Source organism: uncultured Microbulbifer sp., from assembly GCF_947504145.1.
Classification (GTDB): Bacteria; Pseudomonadota; Gammaproteobacteria; order Pseudomonadales; family Cellvibrionaceae; genus Microbulbifer.
On the sequence record NZ_CANNGQ010000001.1, the window covers coordinates 34,283 to 53,075 of the forward strand.

20 protein-coding genes are annotated in these 18,793 nt (G+C 57.8%); 13 read left to right on the forward strand and 7 right to left on the reverse strand.

The genetic code is table 11. The features are described from left to right. Positions 1 to 89 precede the first annotated feature (89 nt). From lptB to Q1A74_RS00180, 5 genes are all read right to left on the reverse strand, one after another. Positions 90 to 815, reverse strand: a complete 726-nt coding sequence (lptB, locus tag Q1A74_RS00160; RefSeq protein WP_299591221.1) for an LPS export ABC transporter ATP-binding protein — start codon at positions 813 to 815, stop codon at positions 90 to 92. A 112-nt stretch (positions 816 to 927) separates the two neighbouring features. Next, positions 928 to 1,479 carry a lipopolysaccharide transport periplasmic protein LptA gene (lptA, locus tag Q1A74_RS00165; protein WP_299591223.1) on the reverse strand — a complete coding sequence of 184 codons (552 nt, stop codon included), beginning with the start codon at positions 1,477 to 1,479 and terminating at the stop codon, positions 928 to 930. After that, entirely contained in the window at positions 1,466 to 2,029 is a 564-nt protein-coding gene (gene lptC / locus Q1A74_RS00170; RefSeq protein WP_299591225.1) for an LPS export ABC transporter periplasmic protein LptC, read from the reverse strand. Before lptC ends, lptA begins: the two co-directional genes overlap by 14 nt. Before the next feature lie 81 nt (positions 2,030 to 2,110). Then, positions 2,111 to 2,662, reverse strand: a complete 552-nt coding sequence (locus Q1A74_RS00175) for an HAD family hydrolase (protein ID WP_299593791.1) — start codon at positions 2,660 to 2,662, stop codon at positions 2,111 to 2,113. Between the two features lie 36 nt (positions 2,663 to 2,698). Next, positions 2,699 to 3,673, reverse strand: a complete 975-nt coding sequence (locus tag Q1A74_RS00180; RefSeq protein WP_367275361.1) for a KpsF/GutQ family sugar-phosphate isomerase — start codon at positions 3,671 to 3,673, stop codon at positions 2,699 to 2,701. Between the two features lie 486 nt (positions 3,674 to 4,159). On the opposite strand from Q1A74_RS00180, the gene Q1A74_RS00185 reads away from it, so the two are divergent. From Q1A74_RS00185 to hisD, 5 genes are all read left to right on the forward strand, one after another. Continuing rightward, entirely contained in the window at positions 4,160 to 4,813 is a 654-nt protein-coding gene (locus Q1A74_RS00185) for a phospholipid-binding protein MlaC (protein ID WP_299591229.1), read from the forward strand. 99 nt (positions 4,814 to 4,912) lie between these two features. Beyond that, positions 4,913 to 5,146, forward strand: a complete 234-nt coding sequence (locus Q1A74_RS00190; protein ID WP_299591231.1) for a BolA/IbaG family iron-sulfur metabolism protein — start codon at positions 4,913 to 4,915, stop codon at positions 5,144 to 5,146. A 39-nt stretch (positions 5,147 to 5,185) separates the two neighbouring features. After that, the gene (gene murA, locus Q1A74_RS00195; protein WP_299591233.1) at positions 5,186 to 6,448 is read left to right on the forward strand and encodes a UDP-N-acetylglucosamine 1-carboxyvinyltransferase; all 1,263 of its coding nucleotides are present in this window, start codon (positions 5,186 to 5,188) and stop codon (positions 6,446 to 6,448) included. A gap of 184 nt (positions 6,449 to 6,632) precedes the next feature. Further along, on the forward strand, positions 6,633 to 7,271 hold the full coding sequence (gene hisG, locus Q1A74_RS00200; RefSeq protein WP_299591235.1) for an ATP phosphoribosyltransferase: 639 nt from the start codon (positions 6,633 to 6,635) through the stop codon (positions 7,269 to 7,271). 56 nt (positions 7,272 to 7,327) lie between these two features. Next, positions 7,328 to 8,641 carry a histidinol dehydrogenase gene (gene hisD, locus Q1A74_RS00205; protein WP_299591237.1) on the forward strand — a complete coding sequence of 438 codons (1,314 nt, stop codon included), beginning with the start codon at positions 7,328 to 7,330 and terminating at the stop codon, positions 8,639 to 8,641. A gap of 70 nt (positions 8,642 to 8,711) precedes the next feature. Here the strand turns inward: hisD and Q1A74_RS00210 are convergent, their stop codons facing one another. Beyond that, positions 8,712 to 9,854, reverse strand: coding sequence for a trypsin-like peptidase domain-containing protein (locus Q1A74_RS00210; RefSeq protein WP_299591239.1), 1,143 nt, complete (start codon positions 9,852 to 9,854; stop codon positions 8,712 to 8,714). Between the two features lie 164 nt (positions 9,855 to 10,018). On the opposite strand from Q1A74_RS00210, the gene sat reads away from it, so the two are divergent. Beyond that, entirely contained in the window at positions 10,019 to 11,209 is a 1,191-nt protein-coding gene (sat, locus tag Q1A74_RS00215) for a sulfate adenylyltransferase (protein WP_299591241.1), read from the forward strand. Between the two features lie 97 nt (positions 11,210 to 11,306). On the opposite strand, the gene Q1A74_RS00220 is transcribed toward sat, so the two are convergent. Continuing rightward, the gene (locus tag Q1A74_RS00220) at positions 11,307 to 11,783 is read right to left on the reverse strand and encodes a DUF1043 family protein (protein ID WP_299591243.1); all 477 of its coding nucleotides are present in this window, start codon (positions 11,781 to 11,783) and stop codon (positions 11,307 to 11,309) included. 261 nt (positions 11,784 to 12,044) lie between these two features. Here Q1A74_RS00220 and zapE point away from each other — a divergent pair, with 261 nt between their 5' ends. The 7 genes from zapE (at position 12,045) to Q1A74_RS00255 (ending at position 18,650) form a co-directional block, all read left to right on the forward strand. Next, positions 12,045 to 13,184 (forward strand): cell division protein ZapE, encoded by a 1,140-nt coding sequence (zapE, locus tag Q1A74_RS00225; RefSeq protein WP_299591245.1) that lies wholly within the window; start codon positions 12,045 to 12,047, stop codon positions 13,182 to 13,184. 136 nt (positions 13,185 to 13,320) lie between these two features. Then, positions 13,321 to 13,749: a 50S ribosomal protein L13 gene (gene rplM / locus Q1A74_RS00230; protein ID WP_161859166.1), complete on the forward strand. Its 429-nt coding sequence runs from the start codon at positions 13,321 to 13,323 to the stop codon at positions 13,747 to 13,749. A gap of 13 nt (positions 13,750 to 13,762) precedes the next feature. Further along, the gene (gene rpsI, locus Q1A74_RS00235; RefSeq protein ID WP_299591252.1) at positions 13,763 to 14,155 is read left to right on the forward strand and encodes a 30S ribosomal protein S9; all 393 of its coding nucleotides are present in this window, start codon (positions 13,763 to 13,765) and stop codon (positions 14,153 to 14,155) included. 511 nt (positions 14,156 to 14,666) lie between these two features. Next, positions 14,667 to 15,266 carry a ubiquinol-cytochrome c reductase iron-sulfur subunit gene (gene petA, locus Q1A74_RS00240; RefSeq protein WP_299591254.1) on the forward strand — a complete coding sequence of 200 codons (600 nt, stop codon included), beginning with the start codon at positions 14,667 to 14,669 and terminating at the stop codon, positions 15,264 to 15,266. Next, on the forward strand, positions 15,263 to 17,464 hold the full coding sequence (locus Q1A74_RS00245) for a ubiquinol-cytochrome c reductase (protein WP_299591256.1): 2,202 nt from the start codon (positions 15,263 to 15,265) through the stop codon (positions 17,462 to 17,464). Before petA ends, Q1A74_RS00245 begins: the two co-directional genes overlap by 4 nt. 140 nt (positions 17,465 to 17,604) lie before the next feature. Then, on the forward strand, positions 17,605 to 18,234 hold the full coding sequence (locus Q1A74_RS00250; protein WP_299591258.1) for a glutathione S-transferase N-terminal domain-containing protein: 630 nt from the start codon (positions 17,605 to 17,607) through the stop codon (positions 18,232 to 18,234). A 23-nt stretch (positions 18,235 to 18,257) separates the two neighbouring features. After that, on the forward strand, positions 18,258 to 18,650 hold the full coding sequence (locus Q1A74_RS00255; protein ID WP_066966442.1) for a ClpXP protease specificity-enhancing factor: 393 nt from the start codon (positions 18,258 to 18,260) through the stop codon (positions 18,648 to 18,650). Positions 18,651 to 18,793 lie beyond the last annotated feature (143 nt).

Here is an 18,793-nt window from a genome sequence, read left to right on the forward strand (position 1 = left end):
AAAATTTTGAGAATCCGGTCACAGGGTGTTTGTGGATAAAAACGGCCTAATCAATTGCGAGCTGGGCAGATGAAAGTGTGCAAAATCGCTTAAATGGTGAACTCGTGTCCCAGATACACATCTTTCACCTGTTTGTTTTCGGCTACGTCCCGGGGGTTGCCGGAGGCAATGATGTGGCCCTCGCTGACGATAAAAGCGGTCTCACAGATATCCAGGGTTTCGCGCACATTGTGGTCGGTGATCAGCACGCCGATGCCGCGGTCCCGCAGGTGGCGGATGATCTGCTTGATGTCGTTGACCGAAATCGGGTCTACGCCGGCGAAGGGTTCATCGAGCAGGACAAAGGCGGGGTTGGTGGCGAGGGCGCGTGCGATCTCCACACGCCGGCGTTCACCGCCGGACAGGGCCATGCCCAGGCTGTCGCGGATATGGGTGATGTGGAACTCTTCCAGCAGCGCCTCCAGCTGTTCTTTACGCTGGGTGCGATTGAGGTCTTTGCGGGTTTCCAGGATGGCGAGGATGTTGTCGGCGACTGACAGGCGGCGGAACACCGAGGCCTCCTGGGGCAGGTAGCCAATTCCCTTGCGGGCGCGGCCGTGCATGGAGAGCCCGGTAATGTCTTCGCTGTCGATCATCACCCGTCCGGCGTCTGCCTGCACCAGGCCCGCGATCATGTAGAAACAGGTGGTTTTACCGGCGCCGTTGGGGCCCAGCAGGCCGACCACCTGGCCGCTGGATACGCTCACGGATACATCCTGAACGACTTTGCGCTTCTTATACTGCTTGGCGAGATGTAACGCTTTGAGCGTCGGCATGGCAAATTCCGGTATCTGGTGGGCTAGCCGCGGTAACCTCGGCTGGCTGAGTTCTTTTCGTGTGTTGCTCTGGCGTCCGACCTGGCCGCGGCGCGTGGGGGGGGTTGCGCGCTTACTGCGAGTCGGGTTGTGGTGCTGTTTCTGACTCTGGTTGTGATTCGGGTTTCCAGATCATCTCCACCCGCTTTTTCTCCGATTGGCCCTGGGCCTGCATCTGTTCGCTGCCGAGGTCGTAATCAATGCGCTCGGCGGACAGGGTGTTGCCGTCGCGGTCGACGAAGGCTTCGCCAGTGAGCTCCAGCGCGTCGCTGCTGACCAGAAATTCGATGCGTTTGGCTCGCGCCTTGACCGGGCTGGTGCTCTCTTTCACCTGCTGTTGAAAATGCGCGGGTGTGCCGGTGGCCACCACCTTGTTGATTTCGCCCTTGCTGTTGCCGTGGACTTCGACGCGGTCCGCGCGGATTTGCAGGGAGCCTTGCGAGATGACCACATTGCCGCTGTATACAGACAGGTTTTTACTGCGGTTGGCTTTGAGGTTGTCGGCAGATACTTTTACCGGTTGCTCGCGGTCGCCAGGCAGGGCCAGCGCCTGAAGGCCTGTCAGTGCAAAGATGGCCGCCAGTGCCACAGCGGCGAGTCGGCGGGGGGCGTCAACGGAGTTCATAGCGGCTTTCCACATCGGACAGAATTTCAACGTTATCTTGTTTCAGATCGGCGCGCAGGCCCGTGCCGGTGGTGTGGTTGGGGCCGTCGGTAATGGTAACAACTTTGTCTGTTTCGGCGAATTCTTCCCGCGGCCTGATTTCGATTCTGGGGGTGCGCAGGGTAATGCCGGGTTCCGGCAACTCCTTGATAGACACATCGCCCTGCAGCACCACCCGTTGCCCGTTGTTGAAGGCTACGCCGGTGCGGGATTCGGTGCGCCAGTGGGAGTCTTCTCCCTGATAGAACATCATGCGCGGCTCGGTAAGGTCGGCGCGGTCGCGGCGAGCGAACTGGAAAAAGGTCACGCGCTCGGCATCCACTTTGTAGGCAAGGGTGCCCTCGATATTGTAGTGGCGCGTGCGGGCGCCCCGGATGATCAGGTCCGCGGCCTTGTTGTGTTCCTGTTGGGTGGGGCGCTTCCCCATCAGCTGCTCCGGTGGGCTCTCGGTAAACCAGAGTCCCAGGGAAATCAGCATGACCACAATCACCAGTGGTAGCCAGCTGCGCATTCGTTGTGTCTATCCTTTTGCCTTTGAGTCGGGCCGGGCTGTGAGTTCGCTATCGTTTAGTTGCCGTTGCCAGCGCTTGGTTCAGTTGGATGTTGCCAGATAGGGTGCCAGTGCCGCTTCAAATGTGCCCTGGGCCTGCATGATGCGGTCGCACACTTCGCGCACAGCGCCGCGGCCGCCACTGCGCTCGGTGGTGAACAGCGCGCGCTCGGCAACCGGCGGCGCAGCATTGGGAACCGCGATTGGGCAGCCGACGCGGGTCATCAGTTGTAGATCCGGGTAGTCGTCGCCCATATAGGCGATGTTTTCCATATCGTAAGGCTCGTTCGCGAACAGCTCCTTGAATGCGATGTACTTGTCTTCGCGCCCCTGGATCAGCCGGGTGATCCCCAGGTCGCTGGCTCGCTTTTCAACCAGCGCGCTGCGCCGCCCGGTAATGATGGCGACCGCCACGCCGGATTGCTGGAGCATTTTGATGCCGTGGCCATCCAAGGTGTGAAACGTTTTCAGCTCATTGCCGTGATTGTCGAAGTACAGTCGGCCATCGGTGAGTACACCGTCGACATCAAGGATCAGGTGACGCACTCGGCTCAGTTTGTCGTCGATATTCCGGGCATTGTTGGCGGCGTTCACTTGGCTCAAGGGTAGCTTCCTTCGTAATTCAGTGTGTCAGATTACACCAGCGCGCAGTATATCGTGCATATGCAGCAGGCCGATGGGGTGGTGTGCGGGATCCTCAACCACCAGTGCGGTAATCTTGTTGTCTTCCATAATACGCAGTGCTTCAGCCGCCAGGGTCTGGGCACTTACGGTTTTTGGTCGGCGGCTCATGACCTGGGCCATGGTGGCGCTGTCCAGCTCAAACTGCTGGTCGATGACCCGGCGCAGGTCGCCGTCGGTGAATACCCCAAGCAACTGGCCCTGGCCGTCGACCACTGTAGTCATACCGAAGCCTTTACTGGTCATTTCCAGTAGGGCTGTGGCGAGTGGCGTTTCCGGTGTCACTTGCGGAAGCTCGTCACCGGCGTGCATTACATCTTCTACTTTCAGCAGTAATTGGCGCCCAAGGGCGCCGCCCGGGTGGGAAAAGGCAAAATCCTCTGCGGTGAACCCGCGTGCCTCCAGTAGCGCCACTGCCAGGGCGTCGCCCATCACCAGGGTGACCGTGGTGGAGGAGGTGGGGGCCAGGTTCAGCGGGCAGGCCTCGGTGTCCACCGCGATATCTAGATTCACATCCGCGGACTGGGACAGGGGAGAGTCCGGCTTGCCGGTCATGCTGATCATAGGAATGCCCAGGCGCTTGAGTAGCGGCAGAAGGGTGAGCACTTCGGCAGAGGAGCCGGAGTTGGAGATCGCAATCACCAGATCCTGGCGCGTGATCATTCCCAGATCCCCGTGGCTGGCTTCCCCCGGGTGTACAAAAAAGCTCGGCGTGCCAGTGCTGGCCAGGGTGGCCGCAATCTTGCGGCCGATATGGCCGGATTTTCCCATCCCGGAGACGATCACGCGGCCTTTGCAGGCCATGATCAATTCGCAGGCCTTTTGGAAGTCGTCGCCAATGCGGGATTCCAGAGCGGCTACGGCCGCCGTTTCCATGGCAATGGTGCGGCGTCCGGCCTGTATGATCAGATCTGTACCCATGATGTCTCTCGCTAGATGATCCTGGGCGGCGCAGCCTTGCAGGGTGAGTGCAGGTAAGCCGCTGGCCGCGGTAATTCAGTGTATTTTAGATAAGCTTGGCTGACTGGCATTGTCACAATGGCTGCAGGGGCGCGATAGCGAGTGCGACCGGGTGTGGCGAAAAGTGGTTTGGCCACATTGCCGCGAGCCACTGCCCCAGCGCTGACGTGCTAACCTTTTAGTGTTGGTTAGTGCCGCTGTGGGTGGGGGCGCCTGTTGATGGCGCGAAACCCGTACACCCAAAACCCGTACGATCAGGGCACAGCGAAAGTGATCCAGTGCCGCTTGTCCAAAGCGCGGCCATGGTATAGTTTGCCGCCGCTATTGTCAGCTACCGAGACAGGCTGAGGGTTAAGGCCCGCAGTCCTCCAGCGAAAATTTTCGGGATCGCCACGACACTTTTTGGTGTTGTGTGTATCCAAGGGACGAATTGCCAATGGGAGAAATTCTGTGAGCCCACTCACCATCCTGACCCGTACCGCCAGCAACCGGATCGCCAGCAAGGCCCGGGTTTTGGTTTCCGTTTTTGTACTGTGCTGCCTGTCACCTTTTGCGGTGGCAGCACAAAATCCATATACCTTGATCGAGGGTGTTTCAAGTGACCTGCTCGGTGTTATTCGCAGTGAGGGGCAGCACGTAAATTCAAATCCTCAGCGCTATTATTCGGCGATCGATCGCGTGTTGGCGCCGGTTGTGGACTTCGACTTTATTGCTCGCGGCGTCATGGGCAGTCACGCCAAAAGCGCCACCGCAGCGCAGCGCGCCAAGTTTGCCAGCACCTTCCGTCGCGACCTGGTAGCAACCTTTGCCCGCGGTGTGGCTACATTCGGCAACATGGATGTGAAGGTGGTGAACCCCGGTTCTGCACCCAGCGGCAATCGCGTCAATGTTCTGCAGGAAGTTCGCAGTAAAGAGGGGGTGACCAAAGTTTCATACACCCTGGTGCGCAATCGCAGTGGTCAGTGGAAGCTGATCAATGTGATTCTGAATGGCGTCAACCTGGGCAAGACATTCCGCGGACAGTTTTCTCAGGCGATGCAGGCTAATGGCGGTGACATAGATAAAGTGATTGCCAGCTGGTCTGCGGCCGACAAAGTCGGCTGATTCAGCTTATGCAGGAATTTGGCACGGCCGCGCAGCGGCTGCGCCAGCTTCTGTATTCCAGTACACTGCGCGCTTTTAACACAACTGTAAATCCCACCTATGCAACCAGATCAGATCAAAACCCTGATAGAAGGGCAAATCCCCGGCAGCCAGGTCGAAGTGGCGTTTGAAGGAAGTCACCTGAAACTCACCGTTGTCAGCGACGCATTCAGCGGCCTCAGCACGCTGAAAAAACAGCAGCTTGTGTATGGCGCGCTGTCTGACAAGATTGCCGATGGCACCCTGCACGCGGTGCAGATGAAAACCCTGACACCCGAAGAGGCCAGCCAGTAATACACACGTTTACTGCTCCGTGATTGGAAACCAGACCGAATGGATAAACTGATTATCGAAGGGGGCAGCCCCATCTCCGGAACCTTGAAGATTTCCGGGGCCAAGAATTCCGCGTTGCCCATCTTGGCGGCAACGCTGTTGGCGGATGGGCCGGTGCAGATTCACAATCTTCCGCACCTCAACGATATCACCACCATGATCACCCTGTTGCGGTGCATGGGGACCGACGTCACCATCGACGAAAAACTGGGTGTGGAAATTGATCCGCGCTCGGTCAATGAACTGACCGCACCCTACGAGCTGGTGAAAACCATGCGCGCGTCCATTCTGGTGTTGGGGCCGTTGCTGGCCCGCCACGGAGTGGCCAATGTTTCCTTTCCCGGTGGTTGCGCCATCGGCAGCCGCCCGGTGGATATCCACCTCAAAGGGTTGGAGGCCATGGGGGCGGAAATCACCATCGATGAAGGCTTTATCCGTGCACGTAGTAATGGTCGCCTGAAGGGCGCCAACATCGTGATGGAAAAAGTCACGGTGGGCGGCACTGAGAATCTGCTGATGGCCGCTGCGCTGGCAGAGGGTACTTCGGTGCTGCACAACGCTGCGCGCGAGCCGGAAATCGTCGATCTGGCGGAGTTTTTGATCGCGATGGGTGCCCAGATCGAGGGCGCCGGTACCGACACCATTCGTGTGCACGGGGTGGCGCGGCTTAACCCCTGTTCCTATACCGTTATGCCGGACCGGATCGAGACCGGGACCTTTCTGGCCGCTGCCGCTGCCGCTCGCGGCAAGGTCCGTCTGACTCACACCCGCGCCGATATTCTCGATGCGGTACTGGCCAAGTTCGAAGAAGCGGGTGCGCATATCAGTATCGGTGACAACTGGATCGAGCTGGATATGAAGGGCAACCGGCCCAAGGCGGTGAGTTTTCGCACGGCACCTTACCCAGCTTTCCCTACCGATATGCAGTCCCAGTTCACTGCCATGAACGCTGTGGCGGAAGGGAAGGGGACCGTGGTCGAAACGATTTTTGAGAACCGCCTGATCCAGGTGCACGAGCTGAACCGGATGGGTGCCAATATCGTTCTGGAAGGCAATACCGCGATCGTGACCGGGGTGGAAAAACTTACCGGTGCACCGGTCATGGCCTCTGACCTGCGCGCGTCCGCGAGCCTGGTGATTGCCGGTATGATCGCCGAGGGCACCACCATCGTCGATCGCATTTACCATATCGACCGTGGCTACGAGTGTATCGAGGAAAAACTGCAACAGTTGGGTGCGAATATTCGCCGGGTTCCCGGCTGACCCTGCACCAGCCTGCGGTATCGCGGGCTTGTCCCGAGGCTCCCTAGATGTTTCCCATCTAGATTTATTCTAGTTTTGTATTGGCGTCATATTCCGTGAGCCGATAAGCTTCGGGGTATCAAGGAAAGCAACCTCCATCTTCAGGCCCGGCGTTTGCCGGGCTTTTCAGATAATCATAATTGTTATGCAGATCACTATTGCCCTGACCAAGGGGCGTATTCTCAAGGAAACGCTGCCGCTGCTGGCTGCCGCCGGCCTCGAGCCGCTGGAAGATATCGCCAAGAGCCGCAAGCTGATATTCCCCACCAATCAGGAAAATGTCCGCCTGCTGATTTTGCGGGGTTCCGATGTGCCTACCTATGTACAGCACGGCGCTGCGGATATGGGGGTTGCCGGTAAGGATAATCTGCTCGAGCACGACGACAGCAACATCTACGAGCCTCTGGATCTGGGTATCGCCCGTTGTCGGCTGATGACCGCAGGTATCAAAGGTGCTCCGCTTCCCAGTGGTCGGATCAAGGTTGCCACCAAATTTGTGCAGTCGGCGAAGCGCTATTACGCGGCCCAGGGTCGCCAGACCGATATCATCAAGCTCTACGGCGCCATGGAGCTGGCCCCCTTGATGGACCTGGCTGATGAGATTGTGGATATCGTGGATACCGGTAATACCCTCAAGGCCAACGGCCTGGAGGCGCGGGATCAGATCGCCGATATCAGCAGCCGCCTGATCGTCAACAAGGCTTCCATGAAAATGAAGTACAGCGCGATCAATGCACTGATCGAGCAGCTGGCGCAGGCGGTAAGTGCGAAGAATGTAGGCTGACCCACCTGTTCTCCTGCGCTTACCTAGTCATTACGAATACCCATTGATCAAAGATTATGAGTGAGTTTTCCATTCGCCGGCTGGACGCCGGGAGCCCAGAGTTTTCTGCTGACCTGGATCGCCTGTTGGCTTGGGAGTCGGTGGCCGACCAGAAAGTGGAAGGGGCCGTCGCCGATATACTTCAGCAGGTAAGAAGTCGGGGCGATGCTGCTGTCATCGAGTTCACCAATCGCTTTGATCGTCGCAATCTCGAAAGTGCTGCTGAGTTCTGCCTCGCTGCCGATGCGTTGCAGGCTGCGCTGGATCGGATTCCCGCGAACAGTCGCGATGCGCTTCAGGCGGCCGCTGACCGGGTGCGGGCGTATCACGACCACCAGCTCCAGTCTTCCTGGCAGTATCAGGAGGCGGACGGCACCATTCTCGGTCAGCAGATCACCCCGATGGAGCGTGTTGGTATCTATGTGCCGGGAGGGAAGGCCAGCTATCCATCGTCGGTTCTGATGAACGCAATTCCCGCGAAAGTGGCGGGGGTGGATGAAATCCAGATGGTGGTGCCGGCGCCGGATGGCCAGCTCAATGACCTGGTGCTCGCCGCGGCGGCGATTGCTGGCGTCGATAAAGTGTTCACTATCGGCGGCGCCCAGGCGGTGGCTGCGCTCGCCTATGGGACGGATTCCATTGCCCGCGTCGACAAAATTGTTGGCCCGGGTAATATTTTTGTAGCCTCCGCCAAGCGCGCGGTATTCGGCCAGGTGGCCATCGACATGATTGCCGGTCCGTCGGAAATTCTGGTGATCTGCGATGGCAAAACGGATCCCGACTGGATCGCCATGGACTTGCTGTCGCAGGCGGAGCACGATGAGCAGGCGCAGTCGATCCTGTTGTGCCCCGATGCGGAATTTCTGGATGCAGTGGAGGCGTCTCTCGAAAAATTGCTTAAAGAACTTCCGCGGGCGTCGATCGCCAGCCGTTCTATCGCCGATCGCGGTGCGTTGATTCTGGTGCGTGATATCCAGCAGGCGATCGACGTATCCAATCGCATCGCACCGGAGCACCTTGAGGTCTCCGTGGATCAGCCGGAGCAATATTTGCCCCGAATCCGCCACGCCGGAGCCATTTTCCTCGGGCGCTATACCGCCGAAGCACTGGGTGATTACTGTGCCGGCCCCAATCATGTGCTGCCCACCAGTGGTACCGCACGTTTTTCATCGCCGCTGGGGGTTTACGATTTCCAGAAGCGCAGTTCGATCATCTACTGCTCTGAGCAGGGGGCCGATCAGCTTGGCCGGGTGGCCTCGACGCTGGCGCAGGGAGAAGGGCTGGACGCCCACGCCCGCTCTGCGGAGTACCGGGTGAAAAGTACCGGGTGAAAAGTACCGGGTGAAAAGCATCGAGTGAAAAACTCCGAATAGCCCTGGGTTTTGGCGGAGGCTTGCCCCGTCAGCCTTCGTTTTCCGGCTGTGGTTTTTCCGAAACTGTCGCCTGTGTGGTCAGGGTTTCGCCGTTGCGAACATAGGTGATTGTCACCACTTCTCCAGGGCGCAGCATCGCCATGGCGGCATTGCCGTGTTTGCCGTCGTTGATCGGGTCGGTGTTGATGTGGGTGATCACATCGCCCGGTTTCAATCCCGCCTGATGGGCCGGCCCCTGATTGTAAATAGCAGTGACAATGACCCCGTTGGTGGATGCCAGGTTGAATGAGCGGGCCAGCAGCGGGTTAAGGTTCTGCGCTTCGATACCCAGCCAGCCGGGCACAACCCGCCCGAATTCAAGAATGTCCTGCATGATTTTGAGTGCGATATTGGCCGGGATGGCAAAACTGATCCCGCCGCTGGAGCCGCTCTGGTTCAGTATCGAGGTGTTGATACCGAGCAGCTTGCCGTGTGCGTCTACCAGCGCTCCGCCGGAATTGCCCGGATTGACCGCCGCATCGGTCTGCAGGAAGTTCTGCAGATAGCTGCCGGTGCCGGTATTGGCCAGATCGCGCCCGGTCGCACTGATGATGCCCTGGGTTACTGTCTGGCCAACGCCGAACGGGTTGCCGATGGCCAGCACCACATCGCCCACTTGGGCCTTGTCCGGATCGCCCACCTCAATAGTTGTGAGGGACGGGAGGTCTACTTTCAGTACCGCCAGATCAAAGTCCGCATCGGAGCCCACCATCTGCGCCTGCGCCTCGCGCCCGTCGGACAGGACAACGGCGATCTCTTCGGCTTCGGAGATGACGTGGTAGTTGGTGAGGATGTACCCGCTCGGATCCACAATGACGCCGGATCCCAGATTTGACTGCATGCGTTCCTGCTGAGGCAGGTTCATATTGTCCAGCAGGCGGCGGTACAGGGGGTGGTTGTATAGCGGGTGTCTGCGAGTGGAGACCATCTTGCGGGTAAAGATGTTGACCACGGCCGGGCCGGCAAGGTTTACCGCGCTGGCATAGGACACTGGACCCTGGAAGCTCGCTGGCGACGGTGCCTTATCATTCTGCCCTCGCATGTGGGGGAACAGCAGTAGCAGTGCCGCAGCGACGGCGAGGCCGATAAGAGCCGGGATGGCCCAGTCTTGCAGAAAACGTTGTAATGACACCGAGAGCTCCTTGATTTGAAGCCATTATACGTCTTTGAGTTCTTGTGTCCTCACCAAGCGATCTAAGCCTTATGAGCGGTCCCGCTTGGTGCCGGTGCCGGAATCCGTATAATGTGGCGCTCAAAATTTTACTTTGAAGTCCTCACCAATCTCAGGAGTGTCTAATGTCCCTGGTTCGTCCACACGGCAGTGTCGAGCTGCAGCCCCGATTCGTTTACGACAGTGAGCGCCATCATCAGTTGATGCACGAGGCGGAGTCCCTGCCATCTATCGTGGTCAGCTCCGCCGCCGCTGCCAATGCGGTCATGCTGGGAGCCGGTTACTTCAACCCGCTGCACGGCTATATGAACCTGGCAGACACCCTGAGTGTTGCTGAATCCCTGCGTACCGCGGATGGTCTGTTCTGGCCGGTGCCGGTAGTGAACATGGTAGAGGATACTTCCCCGATTGCAGGTGCCAAGCGCATTGCGCTGCGTGACCCCAACGTTGAGGGCAATCCAGTTCTGGCGATCATGGATGTAGAAGCCATCGAAACTGTATCCGATGAGCAGATCAACACCATCGCCGAGCATGTGTTCGGTACCCTGGATGACAAGCACCCGGGTGTGGCTACGTTCAAGAGCGCGGGCCGTCAGCTGATTTCTGGCTCCATCGAGGTGTTGAACTTCAGCTACTTCCAGGCGGACTTCCCGGATACCTTCCGTACCGCAGTGGAAATTCGAAACGAGTTTGTCGAGCACGGCTGGAGCAAGGTAGTGGCCTTCCAGACCCGCAACCCCATGCACCGTGCTCACGAAGAACTGTGCAAAATGGCATTGGAAGGTGTGGATGCCGATGGAGTCTTGATCCACATGCTGCTGGGCAAGCTGAAGCCGGGCGATATTCCCGCCCACGTGCGCGATGCATCCATCCGTAAAATGGTGGAGGATTACTTCCCTAAAAATACCGTGATGGTGACCGGGTACGGCTTCGATATGCTGTATGCAGGTCCGCGCGAAGCGGTGCTGCACGCGGTATTCCGCCAGAACTGCGGTTGTAGCCACCTGATTGTCGGTCGTGATCACGCCGGTGTTGGCGACTACTACGGTGCATTTGATGCGCAGACCATCTTCGATGAGAAGGTGCCGGAAGGTGCGTTGGAGATCGAGATCTTTCGTGCAGACCACACCGCTTATTCAAAGAAACTGAACAAAGTGGTGATGATGCGTGATGTGCCGGATCACACCAAAGAGGACTTTATCCTGCTGTCTGGTACCAAGGTGCGCGAGATGCTGGGCAACGGTATTGCGCCGCCTCCAGAGTTCTCCCGCCCGGAAGTGGCGCAGATTCTGATGGACTATTATCAGAGCCTCTGAGGCATAAAGCCTCTGGGGTGCCAGAGCCTGAGAGGTTCTGGCAGACACAAAAAAGGCGGGATCTTCCCGCCTTTTTTGTGTCTTGGATTCTGGGGAGTTAGCGGTTGACCACTTCTTCCGGGTTGGGAGCAGTTGCCGGGGAGGGTGCCTGGGCCTCTTTCTCCAGGCCGAATTCTTCGGACAGGGTGCCCTTGGAGCCCGGTTCTTTCGGCGCCCAGTCTCGCGGGGGCAATACACTCAGGTTTTCGTCGTTGTCACTCAGCTGGCCGCTGCCGGCTTCCAGCATCTGGCGGCCGATATCCTGACTGGACAGGCGCATGGCGCTGTTGGCCAGATATTCGTGCACATCCCGGTAGCTCTGGGTGAGGTTGTGAACCAGTTGGGATGTCTGGTCAAAATGTTCGTTCACCTGTAGCTGGAAGTCTTCCAGTTTGGTGTTCGCTTCCTTTAGGCGCAGTTCCAGCTCCTGGGTGCGGTCGATGTTCTGTCGGCTGCGGGTAGCGAGGAAGGCCAGCAGGGCTCCCAGGGACAGGCCGATGACGCCGACCAGAATTAGAATCGAAGTTGAGTGCACGTTACATCCTCCTCAAGATAAATAGTGGCACCAGCCATCCGTGACGGTGACCTTATTATACGCAATTCCACCGGCCGCGCCCTGCTGTGGTTTGTGCCAAGTCGTGACGAATTTGGTAAAGTGCCCGCCACCTGGCCGATACTCGGCCTTTCTCGCTGGTGCGGAGCTGCCTGCTACCCACCACTTTCCCGGCAATGATGCCTGTTGTCGCATGTTTTTATCGATCGATGTTATCGATTGCTACTGAGCGGTTTTGAATAGATGTTCACGGAACAGTTCCCGTCCGAACCCTTGCGCCTTACGCCCATGGAGCGGTATGAACGCGACCTCCAGCGCCCGGAATTTGTCGAGGATCCCGCGCAGAGGGCCGCGGTGGAGGCGTTGCAGGATTTATATGAACGCCTGCTGGCGAAGCATTGCGGTGGCGGAGGCGTGGTCGGCCGCCTGAAGCGTCTGTGGCAGCGGGAAAATGTCCCGGAGAAGGGCCTCTACTTCTGGGGTGGCGTCGGCCGGGGTAAAACGTATCTGATGGATGCCTTTTTTGAGTCGCTGCCGTTTGAGGAGAAGCAGCGCACCCACTTTCACCGCTTTATGCGCGATGTGCACCGGCAGCTGAAAGCGCTGTCTGGAGAAAAGAACCCCCTGGAGAAGGTGGCGGACGGGATTGCGAGCCGGGCGCGGGTGCTGTGTTTCGACGAGTTTTTTGTTTCTGATATCACGGATGCCATGATTCTGGCGAATCTGCTGGAGGCGCTGTTCGAGCGTGGGGTTACTCTGGTGGCGACCTCAAACATCATCCCGGAAGGACTATATAAGGATGGGCTTCAGCGGGCCCGCTTTCTTCCCGCCATCGACCTGCTGCTTGAGCACACCAGCGTGGTCAACGTGGATAACGGTGTGGACTACCGGCTGCGGGCGCTGGAAATGGCCGAGCTGTACCACACTCCGCTGGACGAAGAGGCCGACGAGAGCCTCGACCGCTCGTTCGCCAGCCTGATGGTGGAGGGCTGCGAGGTGCGTGAATCGGTCTCTCTGGATATCGAAGGGCGCCCGATTGTCGCCAGAAGGGTGGCGGACGATGTGGCCTGGTTCGAATTTGCCGAGTTGTGCGATGGCCCCCGCTCCCAGAACGACTATATCGAGCTCGCACGAGAGTTTCACACGGTATTGCTCGCCAATGTGCCGCAAATGGACGGTCGCATGGAGAGTCAGGCGCGGCGCTTCATTAATTTGGTGGACGAGTTCTATGACCGCTGCGTCAAGCTGGTGGTGTCAGCGGCGGAGCCGATTGAGTCCCTGTACATCGGCGGCCAGTTGCGCTTCGAGTTCGACCGGACCATGAGCCGGCTGCAGGAAATGCAGTCGCGGGAGTATCTGGCGCGGCCGCACCGTCCGGAATAGATGGTGAGAGTGCGGGCTCTGGCTGGTCACATATCGGCCAATTTTGAGCTTGAAAAGCCCTTGGTGCTTATGTAGTATTCGCGCTCTTTTCGTGGGACGGCTCCATTCCCGGGGCCATATACAGGTGTTTTATAACATGAAGACTTACAGTGCCAAGCCAGAAGCGGTAACTCGCGACTGGTACATTGTTGACGCTGCGGATAAGACTCTCGGCCGTATTTCCGCCGAGATCGCTCACCGCCTGCGCGGCAAGCACAAGCCTGAATACACGCCCCACGTGGACACCGGTGATTACATCGTTGTGATCAATGCCGAGAAGGTTCGCGTGACCGGCAACAAGGCCAAAGACAAGATTTACCACAGCCACTCCGGCTACCCTGGTGGTCTTAAATCCATCAGCTTTGAGAAGCTGATCGACAAGGCGCCTGAGCGCACTATCCAAAGTGCGGTAAAAGGCATGCTCCCTAAAGGTCCTCTGGGCCGCGCCATGTTCAAGAAATTGAAGGTGTACAAGGGTAGCGAGCATCCTCACACGGCCCAGCAGCCGATTGAACTGTCGATCTAAACGGAACATTCTCATGGCAACTACTCAATACTACGGTACCGGCCGTCGCAAAACCTCCACCGCTCGCGTTTTCATCGCGCAGGGTGAAGGTAAAATCAGCGTAAACGGTCGCACTCTGGACGAATATTTCGGCCGCGAAGTGGCTCGCATGATCGTGCGCCAGCCGCTGGAGCTGACCGACATGGTCGAGAAATTCGACATCAACGTTACTGTGAAGGGCGGCGGTTCCTTCGGTCAGGCGGGTGCTATCCGTCACGGCCTGACCCGCGCCCTGATGCAATACGACGAGTCTCTGCGTCAGCCGCTGCGTGCAGCTGGTTACGTAACTCGTGACGCTCGCGCCGTCGAGCGTAAGAAAGTCGGCTTGCGCAAAGCGCGTAAGAAGCCGCAGTTCTCCAAGCGTTAAGCGAGAGCTTCAGGATTTTTTGGCCCGGCATATGCCGGGCTTTTTTTTGCCTGCGGCGGTTTCTGTGTGAGCAGTGGTTGCCCGGAACTGTATAAAATGCCGCCAGTTCGGCGCAGGGTTGCCGATGTTCCCTGCCGGTTTCGCCTTGTATCAATTTGGCATTTTCTTTAACATTGCGCGAATTTCTATCCGCTTGCACTTGGGGTTTGGCTACTTTGTTCTGTGGTCGGGCGAGCGGGCCAGTTGTAGGGGAGTTTCTGTAGTAAGTCTCTGATTTTGCAGCGGTGATTCATTTGCCGTTTTGCGGGTGCTCTGTTCTGTCTGGTCTCGAGCTGTCAATTCGAACCATTAGGGCGGCACCGTTGCTGCCATTTGCGCGTATTCTGAAACACCGCACATGCAGGTATTACAGACTTATCACAGAGACTTCCCAGAATTTTGGGTTTGGGCCAGTCAGTCTCGGGCTTACCTTCCGGTAGGTGACGGGGCGCTGTGATGGGAGAACTACGTCATGAGTGATGACGGTGTAAATGTGGGGCGTCGTCGATTTCTGACCGCGGCCACCTCAGTGGTAGGTGGTGCAGGTGCGGTTGGAGTCGCTGTACCTTTTGTCGCTTCATGGAATCCGAGTGCCAAGGCCAAGGCCGCCGGCGCGCCAGTCAAATACAATATCGGCAAGCTGGAGCCGGGGCAGATGGTCACCGTTGAGTGGCGCGGCAAGCCGGTATACGTGGTGCGCCGAACTCAGGAGGCTCTGGATAACCTTCCTAAAGTGGCTCCTTTCCTGCGCGATCCTGAATCCGAAGAGTCCAAGCAGCCAGCCTACGTCAACCCGGAAAACCGGGCGATCAAGGCCCAGACCCTGGTTCTGGTCGGCCTGTGTACTCACCTGGGCTGCGCGCCCATGTATCGTCCAGAAGTCGGTACTGCCGATCTTGGCGGTGACCAGTGGATGGGCGGCTTCTTCTGTGCCTGCCACGGTTCCAAATACGATATGGCGGGTCGCGTCTATCTGGGCGTGCCTGCGCCGCTGAATCTGGAAGTGCCTCCTTACTCCTACGAGGGTGATGATGTAATCGTAATTGGCGTGGATCAGGAGGGGAGCGCATGAACTGGCTAACAGCACTGGGTGATTGGGTCGACCAGCGACTGCCGATCTACCGCGCGTGGGACACCCACATGGGCAAGTACTACGCGCCCAAAAACTTTAACCTGTGGTATTTCTTCGGTGTGCTTTCCATGCTGGTTCTGGTGAACCAGCTGCTGACCGGTATCTGGCTGGTCATGAGCTATACCCCCACCGCGGAAGGCGCTTTCGCCTCTGTGGAATACATCATGCGCGATGTGGAAATGGGGTGGGTCATCCGATATCTGCACTCCACCGGGGCCTCTGCGTTCTTTGTGGTGGTGTACCTGCATATGTTCCGCGGCCTGATGTATGGCTCGTACAAGCCGCCGCGGGAGCTGGTGTGGATCTTCGGTATGTGCATCTACCTGGTCTTGATGGCGGAAGCCTTCATGGGCTACGTTCTTCCCTGGGGCCAGATGTCCTACTGGGGAGCGCAGGTGATCGTATCCCTGTTCGGTGCCATCCCTGGCATTGGTGAAGATCTGGTGCAGTGGATTCGCGGTGACTACCTTATTTCCGGTATTACTCTCACGCGGTTCTTCTCCCTGCACGTTATCGCCCTGCCACTGGTGTTGGTGCTGCTGATCGTGCTGCACATTCTCGCGCTGCACGAAGTGGGCTCCAATAACCCCGACGGTGTTGAGATCAAGAAGAACAAGGACGCGAATGGCGTGCCGCTGGACGGCGTACCTTTCCATCCGTACTACACCGTGCACGACCTGGTGGGTGTGGCTGTATTCCTGTTTGCCTTCTGTGTAGTGGTGTTTTTCTTCCCGGAAATGGGCGGATTCTTCCTAGAGTACGCCAACTTCGAAGAAGCTAACCCGCTGAAAACACCGGAGCACATTGCGCCCGTGTGGTACTTCACCCCTTTCTATGCGGTACTGCGCGCGGTGACGATCGATATCGGTCCGCTGACGGCGAAATTCCTCGGCCTGGTGGCCATGGGGGCCGCGATTGCTATCCTGTTTGTGCTGCCCTGGCTCGACAAGAGCCCGGTGAAGTCCATCCGTTACAAAGGTGTGCTGCCCAAGGTCCTGCTGATGGTGTTCGCAGCGATCTTCATCATCCTCGGATACTTGGGTGTGAAATCGCCGACTCCGGGACGTAACTTCCTGGCGCAGGTGGCGACTCTGTTCTACTTCGCCTTCTTCGTTACCATGCCGATCTGGACCAACCCGACGACCCGCAAGACGCTGGTGTCCTGGATTGTAAGCGGCATCTTCGGCGTGCTGTTCCTGTGGATGGCGGTGGTGAACTTCAAGGCGAGCCTGTTTGTGTTCGCGATGTCCATGGTTTTCGCTGTGTTCTTTGCCATCCTGCCTTGGCTGACCAACCGCGACGTGGTTCATCCCGAGCCCACTCGAGTAACCAGTCCGTCTGGTAGCAAGTCCTTTATCGTACTGGTAAGCGGTATTATTGCTGTCCTGCTGCTCACCTTTATCCCGATCAAGGCAGTGGGTGCCGAAAGCTCTGTTGAACTCGATTACATCAATATCGATCTCAACGACAAACCGTCTCTGCAGCGCGGCGCCAAGTACTTTGTGAACTACTGTATGGGGTGTCACAGTGCCAACTTCTCCCGCTGGGAGCGGGTGGCGACTGATCTGGGCATCCCCAATGAGTTGATGCAGCAGAATCTGGTGTTGGGTGACAGCAAGATTGGTGATCTGATGGAGATCTCCATGCGGCCAGAGGATTCCAAGACCTGGTTTGGCGCCACGCCGCCGGATCTGACTCTGGTTGCGCGAGCCCGCTCTCCGGAATGGCTGTACACTTACCTGCGTAGCTTTTACAAGGACGACAGCCGTCCGCTCGGGGTAAACAACAAGGTGTTCCCCAATGTGGGTATGCCCCATGTGCTGATGGAGCTTCAGGGACTGCCCGAATGTGCCCCCGGCCCCAAGCGCGACCACGGCAAGGTGGTGCGCGATGAAATGGGCAACCCCATCATGGATGCCGATTGCGGCAGCCTGGAAGTGGGCAAGGTAAAAGGTTCCATGGATGACGTTCAGTACGATCAGGCAGTGTATGATCTGGTGAACTTCATGGAGTACATCGCCGAGCCTATGGCGGAGACGCGCAAGCGCATCGGTTTCTATGTATTGGCGTTCATTCTGGTGTTCTTTATTTTCGCCTGGTTGCTGAACCGCGAATACTGGAAAGACATACACCACTGAGTGTCAGGCAGGCAGATTTCCCGGGTGGTGGGCCGCCGGTATACCGGTTGTGGCCCAACCGCCCGTTTTCCGTTTTGACCGTCTTTCTTTTTTGAATAGGGGCCGGAATTCACCGGCCAGTAGACTGAGGTAGTTCCATAATGGGTGTGCCGACCAACAAGCGCTCCTCCATGACCTTCTTTTCCGATGGTCGTTGTCATTTCAGCCACAGGGTACGTATCGTCCTGGCAGAAAAAGGTGTTTCTGTAGACATCATCGATGTCGATCCCGATGACAAGCCGTCCGAGCTGGCGGATCTCAATCCTTACAACTCCCTGCCCACGCTGGTGGATCGCGACCTGGTGCTGTTCGAGACCAAGGTGATGATGGAGTATCTGGACGAGCGTTTCCCGCATCCGCCGCTGTTGCCGGTGTATCCAGTCGCCCGCGCCCAGAGCCGCCAGATCATGCACCGTATTGAGCGTGACTGGTGCCCTCTGGTGGAGAAGATCCTCGCCGGTGGTAAGGATGTTGCTGCTGCCCGCAAAGAGCTGCGCGACAGCCTGGCAGGTATCGCGCCGATGTTTACCGACTTGCCGTACTTCTTCAACGAAGAGTTCTCCCTGGTGGATTGCTGCATGGCACCGCTGCTGTGGCGTCTGGATCATCTGGAAGTCGCCCTGCCGAAGACCAAGCAGGTCAAGCCACTGCTGGATTACATGGATCGACTGTTTGCCCGTGAAGCATTCCAGCAGAGCCTGACCGAGTTCGAACGCGAAATGCGCTCCTGAGGTGCTGATTGAATAAGCCGCCGATGACCTCGAACCGTCCGTACCTGCTGCGGGCGTTTTACGAGTGGATCACTGACAATAAGTGCACCCCATACCTGCTGGTGGATACCCATTTGAATGGGGTGCTGGTTCCCCAGCAGCACGTGAACGAAGACGGGCAGATTGTCCTGAACGTCTCGGAAACGGCAGTCATGGGGCTGACCATGGACAATTACGCCATCCGTTTTAACGCGCGGTTCGGCGGAGTGCCCACAGACATTCAAGTGCCCGTGGGTGCAGTGGTGGGGATCTATGCCCGTGAAAACGGGCAGGGCATGGTATTCGAGCCGGAGGAAACGCCGGAACCGCCGGAGCCAACACCACCGACCACACTCAAAAAACCGTCCAAAAAGCCATCCTTGCGGGTGGTGAAGTAATCCTGTTCAGTGGCGTATAAGCCCCGGGTTTCACCGGGGCTTATTCAACGCTTCAGTCCGTTAATTCGGCGAATAGCGGCAACGCCGCTCTTTTCTGTCTTCCTGCCTGCCTCTGGCGCCAAAAGTGCTGGCGTAAAAATTGA